Origin of the sequence: Sphingomonas sp. 4RDLI-65 (assembly GCF_049472435.1) — a bacterium.
In the GTDB taxonomy this organism is placed as follows: Bacteria; Pseudomonadota; Alphaproteobacteria; order Sphingomonadales; family Sphingomonadaceae; genus Sphingomonas.
The window spans coordinates 396,144-416,595 of sequence record NZ_JBCEBT010000002.1 but is presented as its reverse complement, the minus strand read 5'-3'; the positions used below and the strand labels follow the sequence as shown (position 1 = coordinate 416,595).

The 20,452-nt window shown below is 66.4% G+C and carries 17 protein-coding genes; 5 read left to right on the top strand and 12 right to left on the bottom strand.

Going from position 1 to position 20,452, the window contains the following annotated elements:
* Window positions 1-13: 13 nt before the first annotated feature.
* From VH567_RS06970 to VH567_RS06960, 3 genes are all read right to left on the bottom strand, one after another.
* Window positions 14-940 carry an MBL fold metallo-hydrolase gene (locus VH567_RS06970; protein WP_423324485.1) on the bottom strand — a complete coding sequence of 309 codons (927 nt, stop codon included), beginning with the start codon at window positions 938-940 and terminating at the stop codon, window positions 14-16.
* A 96-nt stretch (window positions 941-1,036) separates the two neighbouring features.
* On the bottom strand, window positions 1,037-1,366 hold the full coding sequence (locus tag VH567_RS06965) for a UrcA family protein (protein WP_423324483.1): 330 nt from the start codon (window positions 1,364-1,366) through the stop codon (window positions 1,037-1,039).
* A 103-nt stretch (window positions 1,367-1,469) separates the two neighbouring features.
* Window positions 1,470-1,700, bottom strand: coding sequence for a hypothetical protein (locus VH567_RS06960; RefSeq protein WP_423324481.1), 231 nt, complete (start codon window positions 1,698-1,700; stop codon window positions 1,470-1,472).
* 389 nt (window positions 1,701-2,089) lie between these two features.
* Here VH567_RS06960 and VH567_RS06955 point away from each other — a divergent pair, with 389 nt between their 5' ends.
* Both VH567_RS06955 and VH567_RS06950 read left to right on the top strand, forming a co-directional pair.
* Window positions 2,090-4,537 carry a TonB-dependent receptor gene (locus VH567_RS06955; protein ID WP_423324479.1) on the top strand — a complete coding sequence of 816 codons (2,448 nt, stop codon included), beginning with the start codon at window positions 2,090-2,092 and terminating at the stop codon, window positions 4,535-4,537.
* A 156-nt stretch (window positions 4,538-4,693) separates the two neighbouring features.
* On the top strand, window positions 4,694-5,017 hold the full coding sequence (locus VH567_RS06950; protein WP_423325012.1) for a 2Fe-2S iron-sulfur cluster-binding protein: 324 nt from the start codon (window positions 4,694-4,696) through the stop codon (window positions 5,015-5,017).
* A 151-nt stretch (window positions 5,018-5,168) separates the two neighbouring features.
* On the opposite strand, the gene VH567_RS06945 is transcribed toward VH567_RS06950, so the two are convergent.
* From VH567_RS06945 to VH567_RS06935, 3 genes are all read right to left on the bottom strand, one after another.
* Complete coding sequence (locus VH567_RS06945) at window positions 5,169-5,804, bottom strand: hypothetical protein (protein WP_423324477.1); 636 nt, start codon at window positions 5,802-5,804, stop codon at window positions 5,169-5,171.
* A gap of 23 nt (window positions 5,805-5,827) precedes the next feature.
* Window positions 5,828-6,139 (bottom strand): hypothetical protein, encoded by a 312-nt coding sequence (locus tag VH567_RS06940; protein ID WP_423324475.1) that lies wholly within the window; start codon window positions 6,137-6,139, stop codon window positions 5,828-5,830.
* A 68-nt stretch (window positions 6,140-6,207) separates the two neighbouring features.
* Window positions 6,208-6,477: a GlsB/YeaQ/YmgE family stress response membrane protein gene (locus VH567_RS06935; protein WP_093400148.1), complete on the bottom strand. Its 270-nt coding sequence runs from the start codon at window positions 6,475-6,477 to the stop codon at window positions 6,208-6,210.
* Window positions 6,478-6,657: 180 nt separating this feature from the next.
* Between VH567_RS06935 and VH567_RS06930 the strand changes: the two genes are divergently transcribed.
* Entirely contained in the window at window positions 6,658-8,124 is a 1,467-nt protein-coding gene (locus VH567_RS06930; protein WP_423324473.1) for a PAS domain S-box protein, read from the top strand.
* A gap of 98 nt (window positions 8,125-8,222) precedes the next feature.
* Here the strand turns inward: VH567_RS06930 and VH567_RS06925 are convergent, their stop codons facing one another.
* The gene (locus VH567_RS06925) at window positions 8,223-9,737 is read right to left on the bottom strand and encodes a M28 family peptidase (RefSeq protein WP_423324471.1); all 1,515 of its coding nucleotides are present in this window, start codon (window positions 9,735-9,737) and stop codon (window positions 8,223-8,225) included.
* Between the two features lie 155 nt (window positions 9,738-9,892).
* Here VH567_RS06925 and VH567_RS06920 point away from each other — a divergent pair, with 155 nt between their 5' ends.
* The gene (locus tag VH567_RS06920) at window positions 9,893-11,698 is read left to right on the top strand and encodes a DUF885 domain-containing protein (protein WP_423324469.1); all 1,806 of its coding nucleotides are present in this window, start codon (window positions 9,893-9,895) and stop codon (window positions 11,696-11,698) included.
* Between the two features lie 93 nt (window positions 11,699-11,791).
* Here VH567_RS06920 and VH567_RS06915 read toward each other — a convergent pair whose 3' ends face one another.
* The 3 genes from VH567_RS06915 to VH567_RS06905 are packed head-to-tail and all read right to left on the bottom strand — an operon-like array spanning window position 11,792 to window position 17,568.
* Window positions 11,792-13,198: an efflux transporter outer membrane subunit gene (locus VH567_RS06915; RefSeq protein ID WP_423324467.1), complete on the bottom strand. Its 1,407-nt coding sequence runs from the start codon at window positions 13,196-13,198 to the stop codon at window positions 11,792-11,794.
* Window positions 13,185-14,372, bottom strand: a complete 1,188-nt coding sequence (locus VH567_RS06910; RefSeq protein WP_423324465.1) for an efflux RND transporter periplasmic adaptor subunit — start codon at window positions 14,370-14,372, stop codon at window positions 13,185-13,187. Before VH567_RS06910 ends, VH567_RS06915 begins: the two co-directional genes overlap by 14 nt.
* Window positions 14,365-17,568, bottom strand: a complete 3,204-nt coding sequence (locus VH567_RS06905) for an efflux RND transporter permease subunit (protein WP_423324463.1) — start codon at window positions 17,566-17,568, stop codon at window positions 14,365-14,367. Before VH567_RS06905 ends, VH567_RS06910 begins: the two co-directional genes overlap by 8 nt.
* A 447-nt stretch (window positions 17,569-18,015) precedes the next feature.
* Here VH567_RS06905 and VH567_RS06900 point away from each other — a divergent pair, with 447 nt between their 5' ends.
* Window positions 18,016-18,513 carry a MucR family transcriptional regulator gene (locus VH567_RS06900; RefSeq protein WP_423324461.1) on the top strand — a complete coding sequence of 166 codons (498 nt, stop codon included), beginning with the start codon at window positions 18,016-18,018 and terminating at the stop codon, window positions 18,511-18,513.
* Window positions 18,514-18,636: 123 nt separating this feature from the next.
* Here the strand turns inward: VH567_RS06900 and VH567_RS06895 are convergent, their stop codons facing one another.
* Complete coding sequence (locus VH567_RS06895; RefSeq protein ID WP_423324459.1) at window positions 18,637-19,536, bottom strand: flagellar motor protein MotB; 900 nt, start codon at window positions 19,534-19,536, stop codon at window positions 18,637-18,639.
* Window positions 19,537-19,540: 4 nt separating this feature from the next.
* Window positions 19,541-20,404, bottom strand: coding sequence for a flagellar motor stator protein MotA (gene motA, locus VH567_RS06890; protein WP_423324457.1), 864 nt, complete (start codon window positions 20,402-20,404; stop codon window positions 19,541-19,543).
* Between the last annotated feature and the right edge of the window lie 48 nt (window positions 20,405-20,452).

Sequence of the window (20,452 nt, the reverse complement as noted above, 5' to 3'; positions counted from 1 at the left end):
CGCATCCTGAACGTCAAACCGGCTTGGGCTCGACCGGATAGACGATGAAGTCGGGATGGCGGTCGATCTCTGGCGGCGACTTCACCGCGGCGGCCGCCTTCTCCAGTTCGTCGATCGCCGACGGCGGCAGCGCAAGGCCGTGTTCGGACGGATGGGCGGCCGCTTCCATCGGGTAATCCTGCCCGGGCGTCGTCGTCATCTCGATATGCGCGCCAAGCAACGCGCGGACCGGATGGGTCTTGGCAAAGCCCGCCAGCCGAACCGCGCTCGCACGAAACACGTCGAACCGATCGCGTGGCACATAGAGCCTGCCGGGATACAGCATGTCGCCCGAAAACATCAGCCGCGTCCGCGCGTCATAGATCATGATGTGCGCGGGCTCGTGCCCCGGGGTCGGCATGATATCGAGCACGCGATGCCCGAGGTCGTAGCGGCCGATCGTGTTCGGCCAGTCGCGGATGCCGAAAAAGGCGGCAACCTGTTGCGGCTGAAGCCCGACCAGATCGGTATCCGGCCGATCGCGAAACTCTGCGTCGCCGCCATGATGATCGCCATGCGAGTGCGAGTGCGCGACGACCAGCCGGACCGGCCGATCGCCGTGCCGCGCACGCCAGTCGGCGATCAATCGGTCCACCGTCGGGCGAATCTTCAGCCCGCCTGCACCGCTGTCGATCAGCAGTACGCGATCGGTACCGAACAGCAGATAGAGGAAGGGCGCCTCGAAATTGGTCCTGACCGATTGGCGGATGACGAACGTATCGACATCGATCCGCTGCACCTGCGTCTCGGATTCGCCGGGCGTGGTGCCATCGATCCAATGGGTGAACCGCGGCGCGCTACCGGTCGGGGCCGCGCCGATCGACATCATCGCCACGCAGACCAGCGCACTCGCGCGAAGGAGGTCACGGCCTTTGCCATGTATCGGGACCGTATTTTTCATGCGCAAAGCGTAGCCGCCGCAACCCAGCCAGCCATACGCCATTTAACGGAGCGCAACCGGGGCGCGAACCGATCCGGCCGCACCCCGGTCAAACGGTCAACGCGACGCGAGCTGCACGCCACGCGCCGGATCATGCGATGCCGTTGCCACAGCAATCCGCGTCCGCATGTCGGCGATCACGTCCGCACGGCATCCGCGTGCCTGCGCACCGAGCGTCAGGTGAATCGAACTCAGCCCCTCGCCGCACACCGCGTTCGCGACGTTGTCCATACGGATCGCGAGACGCTGCTGTCCCTCGACGCTGGCGAGATCGATCCCGCTGAGATTGAGGACGGCGCTGTCGGCCGAAAAGGGATCTCCGCCGGGCGCGGCAATGGCAGGCGTCGCCATCAGAATTGCGGCACATGCCGCCAGGCCAATCTTCATCATCGTCTCCTGCGTTCGCGGGCCTATCGCTCTCCGGCGATCAGGTAACGATAATGTAAGACTGCCCCGGCACGATCACAAGCGCGCGACAATTACGGGAGCCTCAGCGGGCGCTGATGATCAGCGACGCGATCTCGGTGCGGGATCCCAGCGACCCCGGCGGCAGCATGACCGTCTCGACCCGCTCCGTCCCCGCATCGGGATCGACAAAGGCCAATCGCACCGCATAATTCCGGGCGATCGGCCAGGCACGCGCGACATTCAGCGGCACCGTAGCCTGCCATGCGCGGTCGCCCTCGACGGCGAGATCGCGCTCTCCGATCCTGACGACCATGTCTGCCCGCGCCCGATATCCCGACAGCCGCAAGCAGCTGTTCTCACCGCAGGCTACCAGTCGAGCCCGCGTTTGCCGCTCCGCCTGCGCTGGCGCGATCATGGCCAGCGCGCAAACCAGGCCAAGTGAGTTGCGTATCGCGCGAGAAGTGGCGTGACGATCCATGGCTACTGAATACCGTTCCGCGCCCGCGCGCGGCATGCGCCGTTTGACGTAGATCGTTGCCGCACCCCGGTCCGGATGCGCGACCGGCTTACGTCAAACGCCCCATGTTGGTCCGCCGATTATATCCACACTCTGCACCCAAGCGATTGGCCCCGGACGAGGCGCCGACGTCGTCAGGAAGAACATGGAGAGGCGATAGCGTTTTACGTACCAAGGGGGCTTAGATGGCAGGACGATTCTCGCGCGCGGGTTTATTGTGCGCGACGGCGCTGGCGAGCGTGGCTGGACTTCCCGCGCTGGCGCAGGATGCTCCACAGGCGCCGGCCGCGTCCACCGCGGGGCAAACCGCAGAGTCCGACCCCAACGAGATCATCGTGACCGGCAGCCGACGCCGGACCACGCTCCAGGACGCGCCGATCAACATCAGTGCGATCTCCGCCGAGACGATCCAGTCGCAGCGGCTAGACGACGTTCGCTCGCTCGCCTCCTTCGTCCCGGGCGTCACCGTGGCGGATACCGGGCCGGGATCGACCGGTGGCATCATCCTGCGCGGCATCGCGTCCGGCGATACCAGCGTGTTCGGTGCCAATGCCGGCAATTCGGTCGGCGTGTATCTCGGCGAGGTCCCGCTCTACCTCGATTTCAAGCTGATCGACGTCAACCGGGTCGAGGTGCTGCAAGGGCCGCAGGGCACGCTGTACGGGCTCGGCACGCTGGCCGGCGCGGTGCGCTACATTCCCAATCGCCCGGAAACCGACCGCTTCTCGATCGACGTCCATGGCCGCGGCTATGCGCAGTCGCATTCGGACGATTTCGGCGGGGTCGGCGACGTCGCGATCAACGTGCCGATCGTCAGGGATCACATCGCCTTCCGCACGTCGACCGGCTATTACGACAATGCCGGCTTCATCGACTATGATTACCTGCTGCAGCAGCCGGGCATCTCCAATCCGCAGCCGGGCCGCGCGACGTCCACTTCGACCGGTTCGCTCGGCACGACCGCCGACTATGCGGCCAATTTCAAGCGCAAGGAGGATGTGAACTACGAGCACACCTTCACCACGCGCAACCAGCTGCTGCTCGAATACAACCCCAATATCAAAGCGTACCTGACCTACGCGCACCAGACGACCAAGACCGGCGGGCGCCAGGCGAATGGCGCCGGTGTGCTGGGTACCGGCAAGTACGATGCGCCGTTCCGATATCTGGAGCCCGTCGATCGCAGCGCCGACCTGTTCTCGGCCGAGTTCAATATCAATCTGGGCAGCATCGCCCAGCTCGTCAGCACGACCGCCTATACCAAGCAGCATATCAGCAGCGTCGACGACAACACCGATCTGCTGCTCGACTTGGACTATGGCTACGAGGCGTTTCCTGCATTCTCGTCCTACGCCAACAACGAACGCAAATATAAGCAGTTCAACCAGGAAGTACGCCTCGTCTCCACGCATGGCGGCCCGGTTAGCTGGGTGATCGGCGGCTTCTACAACCGCCAGAAATATGCAAGCGACCGGCACGAATATACGCCGGGCTTCTCGGACTTCGCCGGCGCAGGGCGGCCCGACGATCTCGAATATGTCTCGAAGCTCAACAGCAAGAACGTCGAGAAGGCGCTCTATGGCGAGGCGTCGCTTCACCTGACCGACGCGTGGCAGGTGACGGGCGGCATCCGTTACTTCAAATACGATGCGACCATCGTCGGCGGGTCGGCACTGCCGCTGATCGGCGTCGGCATCGGCGCTTTTCCGTCCACGACGATCAACGCGAACCGGTTCAAGCCCGGCTCGACCGGCAAGGACGGCATCGTCTGGAAGGCCAACACCTCGTACAAGTTCAGCGACAATCTGCTCGCCTATGCCACCTATTCGACGGGCTACCGCGTCGGCGGCGTCAACCAGGTCATCGCCTGCACGCCGGAGGATCTGGCCAGGGCCGCGGCGGGTGGGCAGGTGCTGTGCGCGCTGCCCAACGAGGTGGGCTATGGTCCCGATCGCACGCGCAACGCGGAACTGGGCGTCCGCGCCAGCCTGTTCGACAAGCGGCTCCTGCTCACGCTGGACGGCTATCACGTCAAATGGTCGGGGGTGCAGGTGCCGAGTCAGACGGTCAACGGCGCGATCGGAATCACCGTCAACGGTGCCGAGGCGGTGTCGCAGGGCTTCGACTTCCAGGGCACGGTAAAGATCACGCCGAACCTCACGCTCACAGGCACCTACTCCCACGTCGACGCACATCTCACGCAGGACGTCACCGGGCTGGTGGTGAGCCAGGGCATTCGATCCGATGCCTTTAACGGTGATCGGCTGCCGGGGTCAGCGAAGAACTCGGGCAGCGCGCAGCTCAACTACAGCTATCCGCTGGGCGACGGCCGCAAGATCGAGGCAACCTGGGCGACCATCTACCGCGGCGAGATCTATTCGCGGGTTGGCCTGCGTGGCAATGGCGAGGCGATCCCGGGCTATGTGACGCACAGCGCCTCGCTCACCTACGTTACCAAGCCGTTCGAGGTCGGGCTGTTCGCCGACAACATCTTCGACAAATATGCGGTGACCGCGATCAGCAACGACATATCGTCATACAACCAGGTCCGCACCGACGTGGTCGAACGCTATTATTCACGCGGCGTGCTGACCCCGCGCCGCGTGGGCGTCGAGTTCAGGTTCCACTATTGATCGATTTTGGAGCGTTGCGCGCGGTTGCCGGATCGACATGATCCGGCGACCGCGCGTCAACACTGCCCGTATTTATTAACCGTCCCCCTGCCCCGCCGGCGTTTCGCCGATCGGGTTCGTACGCTTGCTCCAGGACTTGCCATGACCACTCTCGCCATGACTCATCTTATCGTAACGACCCGCGAAGGCGCCACGCGGACGCTGTCCGCCATCCCCGGGTTTTCTTTGATGGAAGTCATCCGCGACGGCGGGGTCGACGAACTGCACGCGCTGTGCGGCGGCTGCCTGTCATGCGCCACATGTCACGTCGTCGTCGATCCGGCGCAGGCCGCGTTGCTGCCGCCGGTCACGGACGAAGAGGACGCCCTTCTCGACGGCCTGGATACCCGCACCCCGACATCCCGGCTGTCGTGCCAGATCCCGTTCGACGAAACGCTGGCCAACCGTCACGTGACGATCGCGCCACACTACATACAGTGATGCTGCCTGACCTCACACCTGATTGCCGACGAGGCGGCTACAGAGGCACGTGGGCCGTAACCAGCCAGCGATACGCCTGGCCCGATTCGACCGTCGCTCATTCGAGGATAGTACGCCGCCGACCTGTCAGCAGGCCGGCGGCATTGGCATCTCAGTACGTCGTCGAGGTCGACGTTGACCGATAGCGATCGCGCTCGGCGGCGACTTCGTCCCGGCTATAGGCTGGCGCGGTATCGTCGAACGACGACCAGCCATCCTGACGATACGCGGTCCCCCGGGTCGTGGCATCTACCGACCGGTGACGGTCGAGTACGGCTTCGGCCTCGGTCACCAGCGTGTCGTCGACGCGTGCGCTGAACAGCGTGCCACCGCGGCGAACGCCTTCCGAATAGACGTGCGCCTCGTCGTCGGAGTGGCCTGCCTCCTTCAGCGCGCCGACGATCGTCCCCGTTGCGGCGCCACCAGCGGCACCGATACCTGCGCCGACCACCGTCGATGCCAGCCAGCCGGCCGCGACGATGGGGCCGAGGCCGGGGATTGCCAGCAGGCCCAGCCCTGCGAGCAGGCCACCGACACCACCGACCGCAGCACCGGTCGAGACGCCACGGCTGACGTCGCCGTGATCGTTGACGTCGCCGAGCGTGGAGGTCGCGTCGCCGTGCGCGCCGTCGGCGTTATTGGCGACAATGCTGACCGAGTCATGCGACACGCCCAGTCGTTCGAGGTCGTGCAACGCCGCGGTCGCGTCCGAATAGTCGTCGAACAGGCGTGTAATGGTCTTGGTCATGGTCTCTCTCCTATCGAATTGCTTCAGCGCGACGACACGTCGCCCTTGTAGTCGAGCCCGACATGGACCGTCTTGCCGCCGCGCGTGCCCGTGCCCCGCCAGACGCCGTCCTTGTCCTTCGCCAGACGCGAGATCGCGCGATAGCCGGCCTTGGTCAGGCGACCGCGGGCCTGGTCTTCCGAGAAGGAATTGGCACCGCTCGCAGGGGCGGCGACGTGGGCCGCGGCACTCGCCTTGACGGCGGGATTGTGCGTACCGGTATGCGTCGCGGTCTGTGCGACGGCGCCGGAGGCCAGCAGCATCGCGCCGCATGCCAGGATAACTCGAACGGTCATTGCACTCTCCTAAGTGTCTTTGATTTTCGAAGGGCGGGAGGGCGTCGCGAGCGCGCCCTCCCGTTCGCTCAGCGCACCGTACCGCGACGAAACATGTTGACGATCGCGAGCAGGATCACCGCGCCGACCAGCGAGATCAGGATCGACTGGATGTTGAGCGCGCCGTCCATGATCGATGCGCCACCGATCAGCGGCGTGATCAGGAAGCCGGCGAGCAGCGCGCCGACGATGCCGACGACGACGTTGAGGAAGACGCCCTGCTGCGCGTCGGTCCGCATGATCATGCTGGCGACCCAGCCGATGAGTCCGCCGACGACGAGAAGGATGATTAGGTTCATGATAAGGCTCCTGGACGATATGGTTACAGACGGCTCAACGGTCTCGGCGTGCGATCCGTTCAGTTCGCCAACGTGCCGGCAATTTTGAAATTAGTGCGCAAGTACCGGGTCTATTGGTATATTTATCCTGGCTCGACTGGAACCAGGAGCCCCGCACGGCGCTGAACCGGGATGACCAAGATGCCCACGAAACCGCTGCACGCGCCTACCCTGCATCATCTCGAACAGCTGATGACCGGGCTGCTCGAAGGCGTGATCCTGATGGATCCGACCGGAATCATCCTCAGCGCCAATCCGGCGGCGCTGAAGATGCACGGGGTGCGCGCGGTCGAGGATCTCGGGCAGACCGCGGACGAGTATGCCACGCGGTTCCGACTGCGCTACCGGGATCACCGCAAGCTGCCGCGGCGCGACTATCCGCTGATGCGGCTGCTCGCAGGCAAGAGCTTTCCCGACCTGATCGTCGAGGTCGCGCCGGTCGATGCCGACGAGCCGCGCTGGGTCCATCAGGTGCGCGACATCGTCATGGACGAGGATGGCGGCGAACCCGATTGCCTGGGCCTCGTCATCAACGACGTGTCCGAACGGTTCGACGCGGAGGACCGGTTCGAGGCGATGTTCCACGCCAACCCCGCCCCCGCGCTGATCATCCGTGTCGCCGACCAGCGCTATGTGCTCGTCAACCAGGGTTTCCTCGACCTGTCGGGCTATGAGCGCGACCAGATCGTCGGCAAGACACTGTTCGATTTCGATTTCCTGGCGGAGGTCGACCGAAAGGCGTTCGTCAAGGAGTGCGTCGCGGCGGGCAAGACGATCCCGCAGCTCGAGGCGGAACTGCCGCTCGCCGGCGGCGAGACGACGCTGGTCATTCTTGCGGGGCAACCGATCGAGGTCGCCAATCAAGATTGCCTGTTGTTCACCTTCGCCGACCTCGAACCGCGACGGCGCGCGGAACATGCGCTGAAGGCGAGCGAGCGCCACTTCGCATCGGTGTTCGAGATGGCGCCGGTCGCGATGGTCGTGACCGAAGGCGGCGACAACCGCATCGTCCAGGTGAACGCGGCGTTCAAGGCGCTGACCGGCTACACCGACCGCGCGGTGATCGGCCGCATCGCCGACGACCTGCAACTCTGGAACGATGCCGCGCAGCGCCAGCAACTCGAAACCGAGATCGGCGAGCATGGCGGCTTCCGCAGTCGCGACGTGCAGCTGTTGCACAAGGCCGGCGAGGCGCTCGACTGCCTCGTATCCGCCGAACGGATCAGCGTCGACGGCACGCCGTGCGTGCTGTGGCTATATCAGGACATCTCGGCCCGACGACGCGGCGAACTGGAACTGGTCGAGGCGATCGACGCGGTGATGAAGGACGCCAACTGGCTCAGCCGGTCGATCATGGACAAGCTGGCAACCTTGCGGAATCCCAGGACCTCGACCGGGTCCGCGGCGCCCACGGCCGATCTCAGCAAGCGCGAGCGCGAGGTGCTCGAGCTGATATGCCAGGACCTCGACGACGCGGCGATCTCGGAGCGGCTCGGGCTGTCGCGCAACACGGTCCGCAATCACGTCGCGCGGCTGTATGCGAAGATCGGCGTCAATCGGCGCAGCGCCGCGATCGTCTGGGCGCACGAACGCGGCGTAGGGCCATGACGTCGGATAGACAGCGCCATCAGCAGAGATCGGCATGACGTCTCTGCGACGAACTGCGATCATATCGCCGCGTCGCTCCGGACTATCGAAGGGCCGGACTATCGAGGGATCTGCGAACGGAGCGAACTTGCAGGTTTCCAGCTCGGGGCCGCGGGTTGATCCGCGATGCGAGCGACGAGCGTGGTGAAGAACCGGTTGAAGTCCGTGGCCGCTTGCCAGTCGATCGGCTGATCGAGATCGTCCTGCGGCTTGTGATAGCCGGTCCGGTACCATTGCCGGTAGATCCGCTCGCTTTCGCTGCCAGCGCGGTAGCCGAAGACGAAGGCGGTCGCCGGTATGCCGGCCTGGATGAACGGCCATTGATCGGCACGGCGCAGCAGGTTGCGCTCGGGTTCGGGATCGCGCTGCACCTCCACCCCCATCGCAACGGCAACCGCGCGTGCGTCGTCGCCGAGCGAGGTATCGTCGAGTGCGTGCACGGTCAGGAGCTTGAGCGGAAAGATCGGACGGATCTGATCGAGATTGATGTCGGCGGCGATACGCGACTTCGCCACCGTGGAATGGTCGACGAACCAGCGCGCGCCGAGCAGCCCCTTCTCCTCACCCGTGAAGGCGGCAAACAGCAGTGGCCGGCGAAAACCCTTGCCGGCGCGACGCTCGGCAAGACGGATCAGCAACGCGACATAGGCGGCATCGTCCAGCGTCCCGTTATAGATGCGGTCGCCCGCGACCGGCTCACCCGGCCCGTAGCCGTCGAGATGCGCCGACAGCACGATCGTCTGCGCCGCCATCGACGGGTCGGTTCCCGGCAGAAACGCCAGCACGTTGGGGCTATCGATCGACCGCTGCGTCAAGCGGATCGACGCGCGGAACGGCCTGGGTGGATCGAACGACGGGAGCGGCTGCCCCGCCGCCCCGGCGGCGATCAGTCGCGCGGCGTCCCGCCCGCTGCCGGCGATGACGGCGGCCAAGGCGTCGGCGTTGAGCGTGAAGCGAACCGGCCCGCGTGCCTCCGGCGGCTTGCCCGCGATCCAGACGGTGCGTGCATAGGCGAACGGCCAGCGCGGCGGCTCGACCGCAAAGCCCGGGTCGGCAATGGTCACGACACCGGCGCCGCCTGCTGCCTGAACGGCCACGGTCCGCTCGGCATCGCTCGGGTGACCCGCGCGGTGCGTGCCGTGGCAGATCACGATCCTGCCGCGCACATCCCCGAGTGCGTCCGCGGCACAATAGCCACGATAGGCGAGCGCGGCATCCAGCGTTGCCGGCATGCCCGGCACCGGATTCATCATGATGTCGTGGAGGAAGCGGAGCGGCCGCCCGCCGACGCTCACCGAGATACGCTCGACGCGCACCTCGTGCATCGGCACGCGCTGGAAATAGCTGCCCCCGTCGCCCGCCGGCTTCAGCCCGGCCTTGGCGAAGCGGTCGGCGACGAGCCTGGCCGCGCGCTCATGGCCGGAGGAGCCCGTGTCGCGCCCTTCCATGACGTCGCCGGACAGGTCGGCGGTGGTCGCCCACCACGCCCGTGTCTCGGGATCGGACGGCAACGGTCGCTGGGCGGCGAGTGCGAGGCAGCAAAGCGGGGCGATGCGACGGACGATCGGGTTCATGCGCCGATGCTGCCCAAAGTCGCCGGGCCGGGCAAGAGCGTCTCCATCGGCCAAGCGCCGCCGAGCGCCAAGCCGGGCTCGACAAAGCCGGTCGGGGCCCTCAGACCATGCGCATATCGCGCAGGGTTTGCGTCACCGATCGGTCTGGAGCGTTCATGCATCGTCGTCACTTTCTCGCGTCCGTCAGTCTCACATCGGTTTTGATGGCCCTGCCGGCGATCGCGCGGGCTGCAACGGGCCGCGACGACGCCAAATTGAGGGCGATGCTCGACCGGTTCTTTTACGCGCGGCTGGACGAGAGCCCCGAACAGGCGACCTCGCTCGGCCTCGACACGGGTGCGCGGGCCCGGCTGAAATCGAAGCTCGACGATACCTCGCGCGCCGGCGAGCAGCGCCAGTTCGCACGGGCGAAGAAGGAGATGGCTGCGCTGAAGACGATGTCGCGCGACGCGCTGGGCGACGCGGCGAAGCTCGATTACGACGTGGTCGAATACAGCCTGGACCGCGCGATCGCGGGGCAGCGCTATGCCTATGGTGCCAGTGCCGGTCGGTACGCGCCCTATGTGCTGACCCAATTGACGGGCGCCTATCGCGACGTGCCGGACTTCCTGGCCAACCAGCACGCGGTCCGCAGCGCGGCCGACGCGGATGCCTATGTCGCCCGCGTGCAGGCGTTTGCGGGCGCGATCGATGCCGAAACGGAGCGTCAGCGCGAGGATGCTGCCAAGGGGGTGTTCGCGCCGGACTATATCCTCGACACCACGCTGAAGCAGCTGGCGTCGGCGCGCGACAAGGCGCCCGACCTGTCCGGCCCCGCGACCGACCTGGCCGCCAAGCTGAAAGCGGCCAACTTGCCACCCGAGCGCAGCCAGGCGGTAGCGGCGCTGATGCGCGACCAGGTGTTCCCCGCGCTCGATCGGCAACGCGCGCTGGTGACCGAACTGCGCAGCAAGGCGACGCACGATGCCGGCGTCTGGCGCTTGCCGGATGGTGACGCGTATTACGCAGCCGCCGCGAGCGCCGCGACCACGGTGGAACTGACGGGCGACGAGATCCACAAACTGGGCCTGTCGCAGGTCGCGGAAATCAGCGCGCGCATCGACGGCATCCTCAAGACGCAGGGCATGACGCAAGGCAGCGTCGGCGAGCGTCTGGTCGCGCTCAACACGCGACCCGATCAGCTCTTCCCCAACACCGATCCGGGCCGTGAAGCGCTGCTGGAGCAACTCCGTGCGCAGATCGCAGCGATGGCGAAGCGCCTGCCCGAGCAATTCGGGGTTCTGCCCAAAGCACCGGTCGAGGTCCGCCGCGTTCCCGAGGATATCCAGGCCGGCGCGCCTGGCGGCTATTACCAGTCCGCGTCGCTCGACGGGTCGCGGTCGGCGATCTATTTCATAAACCTGCGCGACACGTTCGACCGCCCGAAATTCGGCCTTGCGACGCTGAGCTATCACGAGGCGATCCCGGGCCACCATCTCCAGGTGATGTCGGCGCTGGAGAGCGAGGACATCCCGCTGATCCGCCGCCGCGGCTTCTATTCCGGGTATTCCGAGGGTTGGGCGCTCTACGCCGAACAGCTTGCCGACGAGATGGGCGTGTACGACGGAAACCCGCTGGGCCAGGTCGGCTATCTCCAGTCTCTGCTGTTTCGCGCGACCCGGCTGGTGGTCGATTCAGGGATGCACGCCAAGCGCTGGAGCCGGGAGAAAGCGACCGATTACCTCATCGCCACCACCGGCATCGCGCGTGGGCGGAGCCAGGGCGAGATCGACCGCTACACGGTCTGGCCGGGACAGGCGTGCAGCTACAAGATCGGCCACACCGTGTGGACCCGCCTGCGCGACGAAGCCAGGCTGAAGGCCGGCGCGAATTGGGACCCGAAGCAGTTCCACCGCGTGCTGACGATGGGCGCGATGCCGCTGACGGTGCTGGAGAAGGTCGCGCGCGAGCGGATCGGGTAGCGGAATCGGGCGCCGAACCCGCGCAGCCAGCGCGACATCGCGAACTAGGCGATCGTTTTCGCGATCATCTTCGCAGGGAGGACCCGCTCGATGCTAGCCGCCACCGATCGCGCGGACCGTGTCGACCGCGATCTGTAGCCGTGTGCTCTGCACTTCCAGCAGCAGGCGTTGCGCGTCGAGCGCGGCAGTCTGCGCGGTGACGACGTCGAGATAGTCGGACGCGCCGTCGCGGTAGCGGATCAGCGCGAGGTCGCGCGTACGCTCGGCGGCGCGGGTCGCGGCGAGCTGGTCGCGTTCCTGCGCGACCAACGCACGCGAGCGGGCGAGGTCGTCCTCGACTTCGCGGAAGGCGGTGAGGACGGTCGAGCGATAGGACGCCGCCGCTTCGTCATATTGCGCGCGACTGATGCGGACGCGGGCGCGCCGTGCGCCGCCGTCGAAGATCGCGAGCGCGGCGGATAGCGGGCCTAACGCCCAGAAGCTGTTCGAGGCGCGCAGGATGTTGCCGTTGCCGGCCTCGAACCCGCCCGAGCTGCCGAGCGTGAGCGATGGATACATCGCCGCGCGTGCGACGCCGATCTGGGCGTTGGCGGCGGCGATCCGACGCTCGGCCGCGACGATGTCGGGGCGGCGCTGGAGCAACGTCGAGGGTATGCCGACAGGGATGACGGGCGGCCGCTGCAACGTGTCCGCGACGGGGATCGCGAAGGTCGAGGGGGTCTCGCCGACCAGTGCCGCGATCGCGTGCTCGAACGCCGCGCGCGCGCCAGCCACGGCCGACAGTTCCGCGCGCGCGCTCGACAGCAACGCGGCCGAGCGGCTGACGTCGATCCCCGACGCTATGCCGCCGGTATGGCGCGTGTCGGTCAGGTCGTAGGCGCGCTGGAACGCGGCGACGGTCTGGCGCAGCAGCACCGTCCGGGCATCGAGGCCGCGCATCTGGAAATACGAGTCCGCGAGCGACGCCTGGAGCCCGAGGCGGACGGCGACGACGTCCTGTGCGCTGGCCTGCGCCGAGGCTGCATCCGCGCGGACCGAGTTTCGCACACGGCCGAACAGGTCGATCTCATACGCCAGCGACGCGCCGACCGAGAGAGTGTTATACGTTGCGGCGTTGCCCGGTGACAGCGGCCGCCCGGCCGACACACGCGAACGACCGCCATCGGCTCCTACCGATATCAACGGCAGTTGCGCGGCTCGCGTCTCGCCGAGCAGGCCGCGTGCCTGATCGTAGCGGGCGACGGCGGCGGCGAGATCGGGATTGCCGGCTTCGATCCGCGCTTCGAGCGCGGTCAGTGTCGGATCGTCGAACGCGGTCCACCATGCGGCGGGCAGCGACGTGTCGGTCGCGACGGGCTGCCACGGCCCCTGCCCTTGCGGCCCGAGTTCCTTGTACGCCGCCGCGGCCGGGCTCGGCGGAATGCTGTACGGTGGCGCCAGCGAACAGCCGGCCAGGCTTGCCGCGACGACCGCCGCCGTTCCGAGCCTAGCGCTTCGCACGAGCCGGTCCTGTGCGCGGTGCGATGCGGACCGGATCGCCGGTCTGGAGCGAGTCCGGCGGGCTGTCGATCACCCGGTCGCTGGCGGTGAGCCCTGCGCTGATCGCGACGCTGTCGCCATCGTCGCGGCCGATCGTGATCGTCTTGAGGTGCGCCTTGCCGTCCGCGCCCAGCACCGCGACCTGCGTGCCCTTCGCGCCGATCACCAATGCGCTCGACGGCATCCGCACTCCGCTGCCGCCCGCACCGACCGGGAATTTGACCTGCGCATAGGCGCCAGGCTTCAGCGCACGGTCGGCGTTCGCCGCCTGCAACTCGACCAGCACGGTGCCCGACTGGGGATCGACCGCGTCGGCGCTGCGGGTCAGCGTCACGTCGAAGGCGCGTCCCGGATATTCGGGCACGGTCAGCGTCGCGTGCATCCCCTGCCGGGTCTGTCCCGAATAGGCCTGCGGCACGCGGACGTAGATTCGCATCCGGTTGACGTCGGCGATCGTGAACAGCGGCGTCGAGGCTGCGGTGCCGGCGGTCACCAGCGCGCCGACTTGCGTCGAGCGGCTCGTGACGACGCCCGAGAACGGCGCGGTCAGGCGCGTGAAGCCCTGCAGCGCGCCGAGCCGACGGACGTTGGCCGAGGCGGCGTTGGCAATCGCGGACTTGGCGGCGAGGTCGCCGATCTTCTCGTCGGTCTCCTGCTTCGACACCGCATCCTTTGCCAGCAGGTCACGCCAGCGCGTCGCGGTCGACTCGGCGAGCGACCGGTTTGCGCGCGCGGTCTGGAGATCGGCCTGCGCGGCGGCGACCTGCTGGTCGACTTCGGGCGCGTCGAGGATCGCGAGCGTCTGGCCGGCGCGGACCGGATCGCCGATGTCGACGAACCATTTGCGGATATAGCCCGTGGTCCGCGCGTAGATCGCCGCGCTGTTATACGCCTGCACATTGCCCGGCAGCGTCAGCGCATCGCTCGCGCCCTCGGCGGTAGGGCGGATCACCGTGACGATCGGAGTCGACTGCGCGGTCGTCCAGGTCGCGAGCTGCGAATCCGAACGGTGGCGGGTGAAGATGCCGAACGCTACCAGCGCGAGCGCGATCACCGCCGCTACGATGCCGACTTTCTTGAGCGACCCGCGCTTCGGCTCGGTAGTGATTGGCTCCGAATGAACGATCTCAGACATGCGCTTCCTCTAAAATCTCGTCGCGGCGGGCTTTGGCGGCGGCGCGCTCTGCGTCCTTGCGGTGCACGAGGCTGAAGATGACGGGCACGAACATCAGCGTCGCGAACGTCGCGACGATCAACCCGCCGATCACCGCGCGGCCCAGCGGTGCGTTCTGCTCGCCGCCCTCGCCGAAGCCCATCGCCATCGGCAGCATGCCGATGATCATCGCGAGCGCGGTCATCAGCACGGGGCGGAAACGGGTCATTCCCGCTTCCATTGCCGCCTTGTGCGAATCCCCCAGTTCGGCGAGGCGCTCGCGGGCGAAGCTCACCACCAGGATCGCGTTGGCCGTCGCAACGCCCATGCACATGATCGCGCCGGTCAGCGCCGGCACCGACAAGGGCGTGCCGGTCAGGAACAGGATCCAGACGATCCCGGCGATCGCGCCGGGCAGCGCGGTGATGATGACGAACGGATCGAGCCAGCTCTGGAAGTTCACGACGATCAGCAGATAGATCAGCACGATCGCGCCGATCAGCCCGAAGAAGAGGCCGGAGAACGCACTGTTCATCGTCGCATACTGACCGCGCAACGCGACCGTCGTGCCCTTCGGCGCGGAGGCCTTCGCGTCCGCCAGCACGCGCTTGATGTCGCCCGCCACCGCGCCGAGATCGCGGCCGTTGGGGGTCGCATAGATGTCGATCGCCTGCGCGATGTTATAGTGCGAGACCACCGCCGGCGAGGTGCCGCGGACGACGGTAGAGAGCCCGCCGAGCACCTGCGACGTGCCGCCTGCATTGGTGCCGGTGACGGGGATGTTCGACAGGTCGCTCATCGAGCCGACGCGGTATTCAGGCGTTTGCGCGACGACGCTGTACGACACGCCGTTCTCGGGGTTGAGATAATAGACCGGGGCGGTCTGCAGCGTACCCGCGAGCGAGGAGCCGACGCTGGCGGTCACGTCGCGCTCGGTCAGGCCGAGTTGGCCGATCCGGCTGCGGTCGATGTTGACGCGCAGTTCCGGGTAGCGCGCCGATTGCTGGATACGCGCATCCGCAACGCCGGGGATCGCCGCGATTTTCCGCAGCAGCGTCCGGGCATAGGCGTAGTTGCCTGCTGCATCCTTGCCGGTGATCTGGACATCGATCGGCGCGGGCGCGCCGAAGTTCAGGATCTGGCTGGTGATGTCGGCGGGCAGGAACGAAAAGGTCGCGCCGGGGAACGCCCCCGGCAGCGTCTCGCGCAGTTTGCGCACGTAATCCGCGGTCGGCGCATGCTCGTGCGCGAGCTGGATCAGGATGTCGCCGTCCTGCGGGCCGATCGTGCCCGAGTTGTTGTAGGTCGCGTTGATCGAGCTGACCGGCAGGCCGATGTTGTCGACCACCGAGACCAGTTCGTTCGCCGGGATGATCTGGCGCACCCTCCGCGCGATCCGGTCGAACTGCGCCGACGTGCTCTCGATCCGGCTGCCGATCGGCGCGCGGACGTGCATCGTGATCTGGCCGGCATCGACCGCGGGGAAGAAGTTCTGGCCGAGGAACGGGATCAACAGCATCGACAGCGCGACCACCGCGAGGAAACCGATCAGGAACGGCTTGCCGGTCGCCAGCGCGCGTTCGAGCAGCCGGCCATAGCCGTGGCGAAAGCGCTCGAACCGCGCCTCGAACCCGCGCTGGAACCGGACGAGCGGATTGCGCGAGGTCGGCGTACCCGCGGCGTGGACGTCGCCCGCGTGCGGCTTGAGCAGGTACATCGCCATCGTCGGCACCAGCGTGCGCGAGAGCACGAACGACGCGATCATCGCGAACACCACCGACAGCGCGAGCGGCACGAACAGGAAGCCCGCGACGCCGGGCAGGAAAAACATCGGCACGAACACGATGCAGATGCACAGCAGCGACACGAACGCCGGCGTGACGATCTGCGCGGCGCCGTCGAGGATCGCCTGGCGGACGCTCTTGCCCTGCTCCAGATGCCAGTTGATGTTCTCGATCGTCACCGTCGCGTCGTCGACCAGGATGCCGACCGCCAGGCTCAATCCGCCGAGCGTCATCACGTTCAGCGTCTGGCCGGTCGCGGACAGCGCGATGATCGCGGCGAGGATCGCCAGCGGGATCGAGATCGCGATGATGACGGTCGAGCGCCACGAGCCGAGGAACAGCAGGATCATCAGGCTGGTCAGCGCCGCCGCGATCGCGCCCTCCTTGACGACGCCCTCGACCGCCGCCTTCACGAACAGCGACTGGTCGCCGATCGGCACGATCTTGAGGCTGTCGGGCAAGGTCGCCTGGATCGCCGGCAGCGCGTCCTTGATCCCCTGGACGATCGCTAGCGTCGAAGTCGACCCGTTCTTCAGGATCGTCATCACCACCGATCGCGACCCGTCGACGTGCACCACGTTGGTCTGCGGTGCGCTGCCGTCACGGACATGCGCCACATCGCGCATGTAGATCGTCGCACCGTTGACGACCTTCACCGGCAGATTGTTCAGCTCGTCGATCGACCCCGGCGCGTTGTTGAGCCGGACGTTGTACTGGAACCCGCCGATCTTCGCGAAGCCGGCCGGGTTGATCTGGTTCTGCGCGGCGATCGCGAGGCCGACATCCTGCGCGGACAGGCCCTTCGATTGCAGCGCCTGCGGGTCGAGATCGATCTGCACCTGGCGCTGGCGCCCGCCCGACGGATACGGGATCGCCGCACCCGGCACGGTGACGAGACCCGGGCGGATCTGGTTGACCGCGGTATCGAACAATTTGCCCTCAGACAGCCCGACGCCTGACAGCGCGAGCTGGAGGATCGGCACGGTCGAGGCGCTGTAGTTGAGGATCAGCGGCGGGGTGATGCCCGGCGGCAACTGGCGCAGCACGGTCTGCGACACCGACGTCACCTGCGCGGTAGCGGTGCGGATGTCGGCACCCGGCTGGAAATAGATCTTCACGACGCCGATGCCCGGCATCGACTGGCTCTCGATATGGTCGATGTCGTTGACCGTGGTCGACAGCACGCGCTCGTACGGGGTGATGATGCGCCCCGCCATGTCGTCGGGCGACAGGCCCTGATAGGTCCAGGCGGCGGCGATCACCGGCACCTTGATGTCGGGAAAGATGTCGACCGGCGTGCGGACGGCGGCGAGCACGCCGACGACCGCGACCAGGATCGCCATGACGATGAAGGTGAGCGGGCGCGACAACGCGGTCCTGACGATACCGATCACGGAAGAATTCCTATCCGAACGCGGCACGACTGGTGGCGACTCCCGGAGCCGCCAGACCTGCCCGACACGTCCCCTTTGCGGCACCGCAACACAGAAATGCAAGGGTCAATGTTGCTTACGTTTCCGCTTCGGGCGTGCCGGCCACATGCCGCTGCGCCAGCAAACGTTCCATCCCGAGGCATCGTCCGCTCGGCGTTTTGCGCCAATGCGGGCGGCGAGCACGAGCCAGTTTTCAACATCTCTGCACATCAGCCCGCTTGGGCAAACCGAGTTCGCATCCGAGCCGGCGATGATCTTGCTTTGATCCAAAGCAATCAGAATGAACTAATCTCGCACTTCGGCGACTTCCAATGGCGGATTTTTTAATTTAAAATCGTGCATACCGCTTCATGTGGTTGAACCCAGTGTCGCACGCCGTTACGGCGTTCGCAGATAATGGAGTGCACCATGGCCGAAGATACCACCGACCTGAACGCTGTAGAGCTTGCGACCGAACTGACGATTGCTTGGCTCGGCAACCCCAATACGCGGAGTTCTGCCGACGACGTGCCTGCCTTTCTTGGCAAGATGCACGAAACCGTTGCAGCGTTGCTCGGCAACTCGGTCGAGGCGCCTCCGGCCGAAACGATCACCGAATACACGCCCGCGGTCACCGCACGCAAGTCGCTCGCGTCGAAGGATCACATCATCTCGATGATCGACGGCAAGTCGTACAAGACCTTGCGCCGCCACCTCGCGACGCACGGCATGACGCCGGCCGAGTATCGCGAGCGGTACGGCCTGAAGCCGGACTATCCGATGGTCGCCGAGAATTATTCGGAAAGCCGCCGCGCGATGGCGAAGAAGATCGGCCTGGGTCGCAAGCCCGGTCCGCGCAAGACCGAGGCAGCACCTGCTGCTGCGCCGACCCGCAAGCGCAAGGCAGAAACCACCGCCGCCGAGTAATCGGTCGCGACATCGACGATTCCGAGAGGATCGGATCGATAAAGACAGGACCGGCGTCTCGCGACGCCGGTCCTTTCGTGTGTCTAATGCAGTGGAAGACGGCCGGAACCCTGCGCCGACCGATTATTTGCCGAACACGCCGCGGCGATACAGCAGCGTGATCGCCACGCGCCGGTTGCGCGGATCGGACGGGTTCTTCGTGACCAGCGGTTCGCGGTCGGCGACGCCTTCGATCCGCTCGAACCGGGCCTCCGGCGTGCCGCCCGACAGCAGCCGGCGTCGCGTCGCCTCGGCGCGGCCCGACGCCAGCATCCAGTTGTTCATCGCGCGGGGATCGCCATACGGCACGCTGTCGGTATGGCCGCGGATCATGATCGGGTTCGTCATGCCCGCGATAGAGCCGGCGATCATCCCGATCAGCTCGCCCGCCTGCGGATCGAGCGCGGTCGTGCCGAGCGCGAACATCGAATAATCGGCGTCGTCGACCAGATCGATCCGCATGCCGTCCTGCGTCGGCACAAACCGGACATGGCTCGCCAGCCGCGACAGCTTGGCCGATCGCTGGATCTGGCTCAGCACGCGCTTGCGCATCGCCTCGAAATTCTTGCGGTCCTCGCTCGCGAGTTCGCGGCTTTTCAGCGAGCCCTTGTCGCCGGTGCCGGGTTTCGCGCCGCCCTGCCCCGCATCGGGGATCGCGATCGCCGGCAGGCTCGTCTGGCCGGGCTTGGGACCGATCTTGTTCTCGTCCATGACCGATTCGCCACCGAATAGCCCGCCGCCGCCGATACCTAGCGAGCGCGTGTCGATCAACGTGGGGGCGAAATAGTCGGCGATGCCCTTGCGTTGCTTCTCGGTGGTCGCGCCGAGGATCCAGAGCAGCAGGAAGAACGCCATCATCGCGGTCACGAAATCGGCGTACGCGACCTTCCACGCGCCACCGTGATGGCCGCCATGCCCCTCGATATAGATCTTCTTGACGATGATTTTCGGCGGCTGGATGTTGCCGTGGGGCGCGCGAGCCATCGCCCTACTTCCCGCGCAGGCCGTCGAAGACTTCGGCGAAGCCCGGCTGGTTCTTGTGCGCGATGCCCGAGCGTGCGGCCTCGATCACCAGCGGCTGCGGATGGCCGTGCAGCGAGGCGATGATGATCTGCTTGACCACGCCGTAGATCGCCGCGTCGGCATCGAGCACCTGCTTCAGCCGGTTGGCGAGCGGGGCGACCATGCCATAGGCCAGCAGCACGCCCATGAACGTGCCGACCAGCGCCGAGCCGATCATCGCGCCGAGAATCGTCGGCGGCTTGTCGATCGAGCCCATCGTCTTCACCACGCCGAGCACCGCCGCGACGATACCGAGTGCGGGCAACGCATCGGCGAGGCTGGTCAGCGTGGTGTGCGCGCTCTCCTCCTCGTGATGATGCGTCTTGATCGACTGGTCCATCACCTCCTCGACCGCGTGCACGTCGAGCGTGCCCGACGACACCACGACCAGGCGCAGCGTGTCGGCGATCAGGTTGACGAGCGTCTTGTCCTTCAGAAGCCGGGGATATTCGGCGAAGATGGCCGACGATTGCGGGTCCTCGACATGCGGCTCGAGCGCGATCGGCCCGTCCATCCGCAGCATCTTCATCAGCTTGCTGACGAGGAAGATGACGTCGAGATAATCCTGCTTCTTGTATTTCGGCCCCTTGAAGACCTTGCCGAGCCCGGCGCCGAGGCCTTTGAGCTCCTTGCCCGAATTGCCGATGATCAGCGCGCCCGCCGCGGCGCCGCCGATGATCAGCATCTCGTGCGGGATCGCCTCCAGCACGGGACCAAGGGCGCCGCCGGTGAACGCGAAGCCGCCGAACACCATGACAAGGAGGACAACGATGCCGATGACCGGAAACATGGTACTGGAAATTCCCCTTGGGCCGATGACGGCGAATGCGTAGCCAGA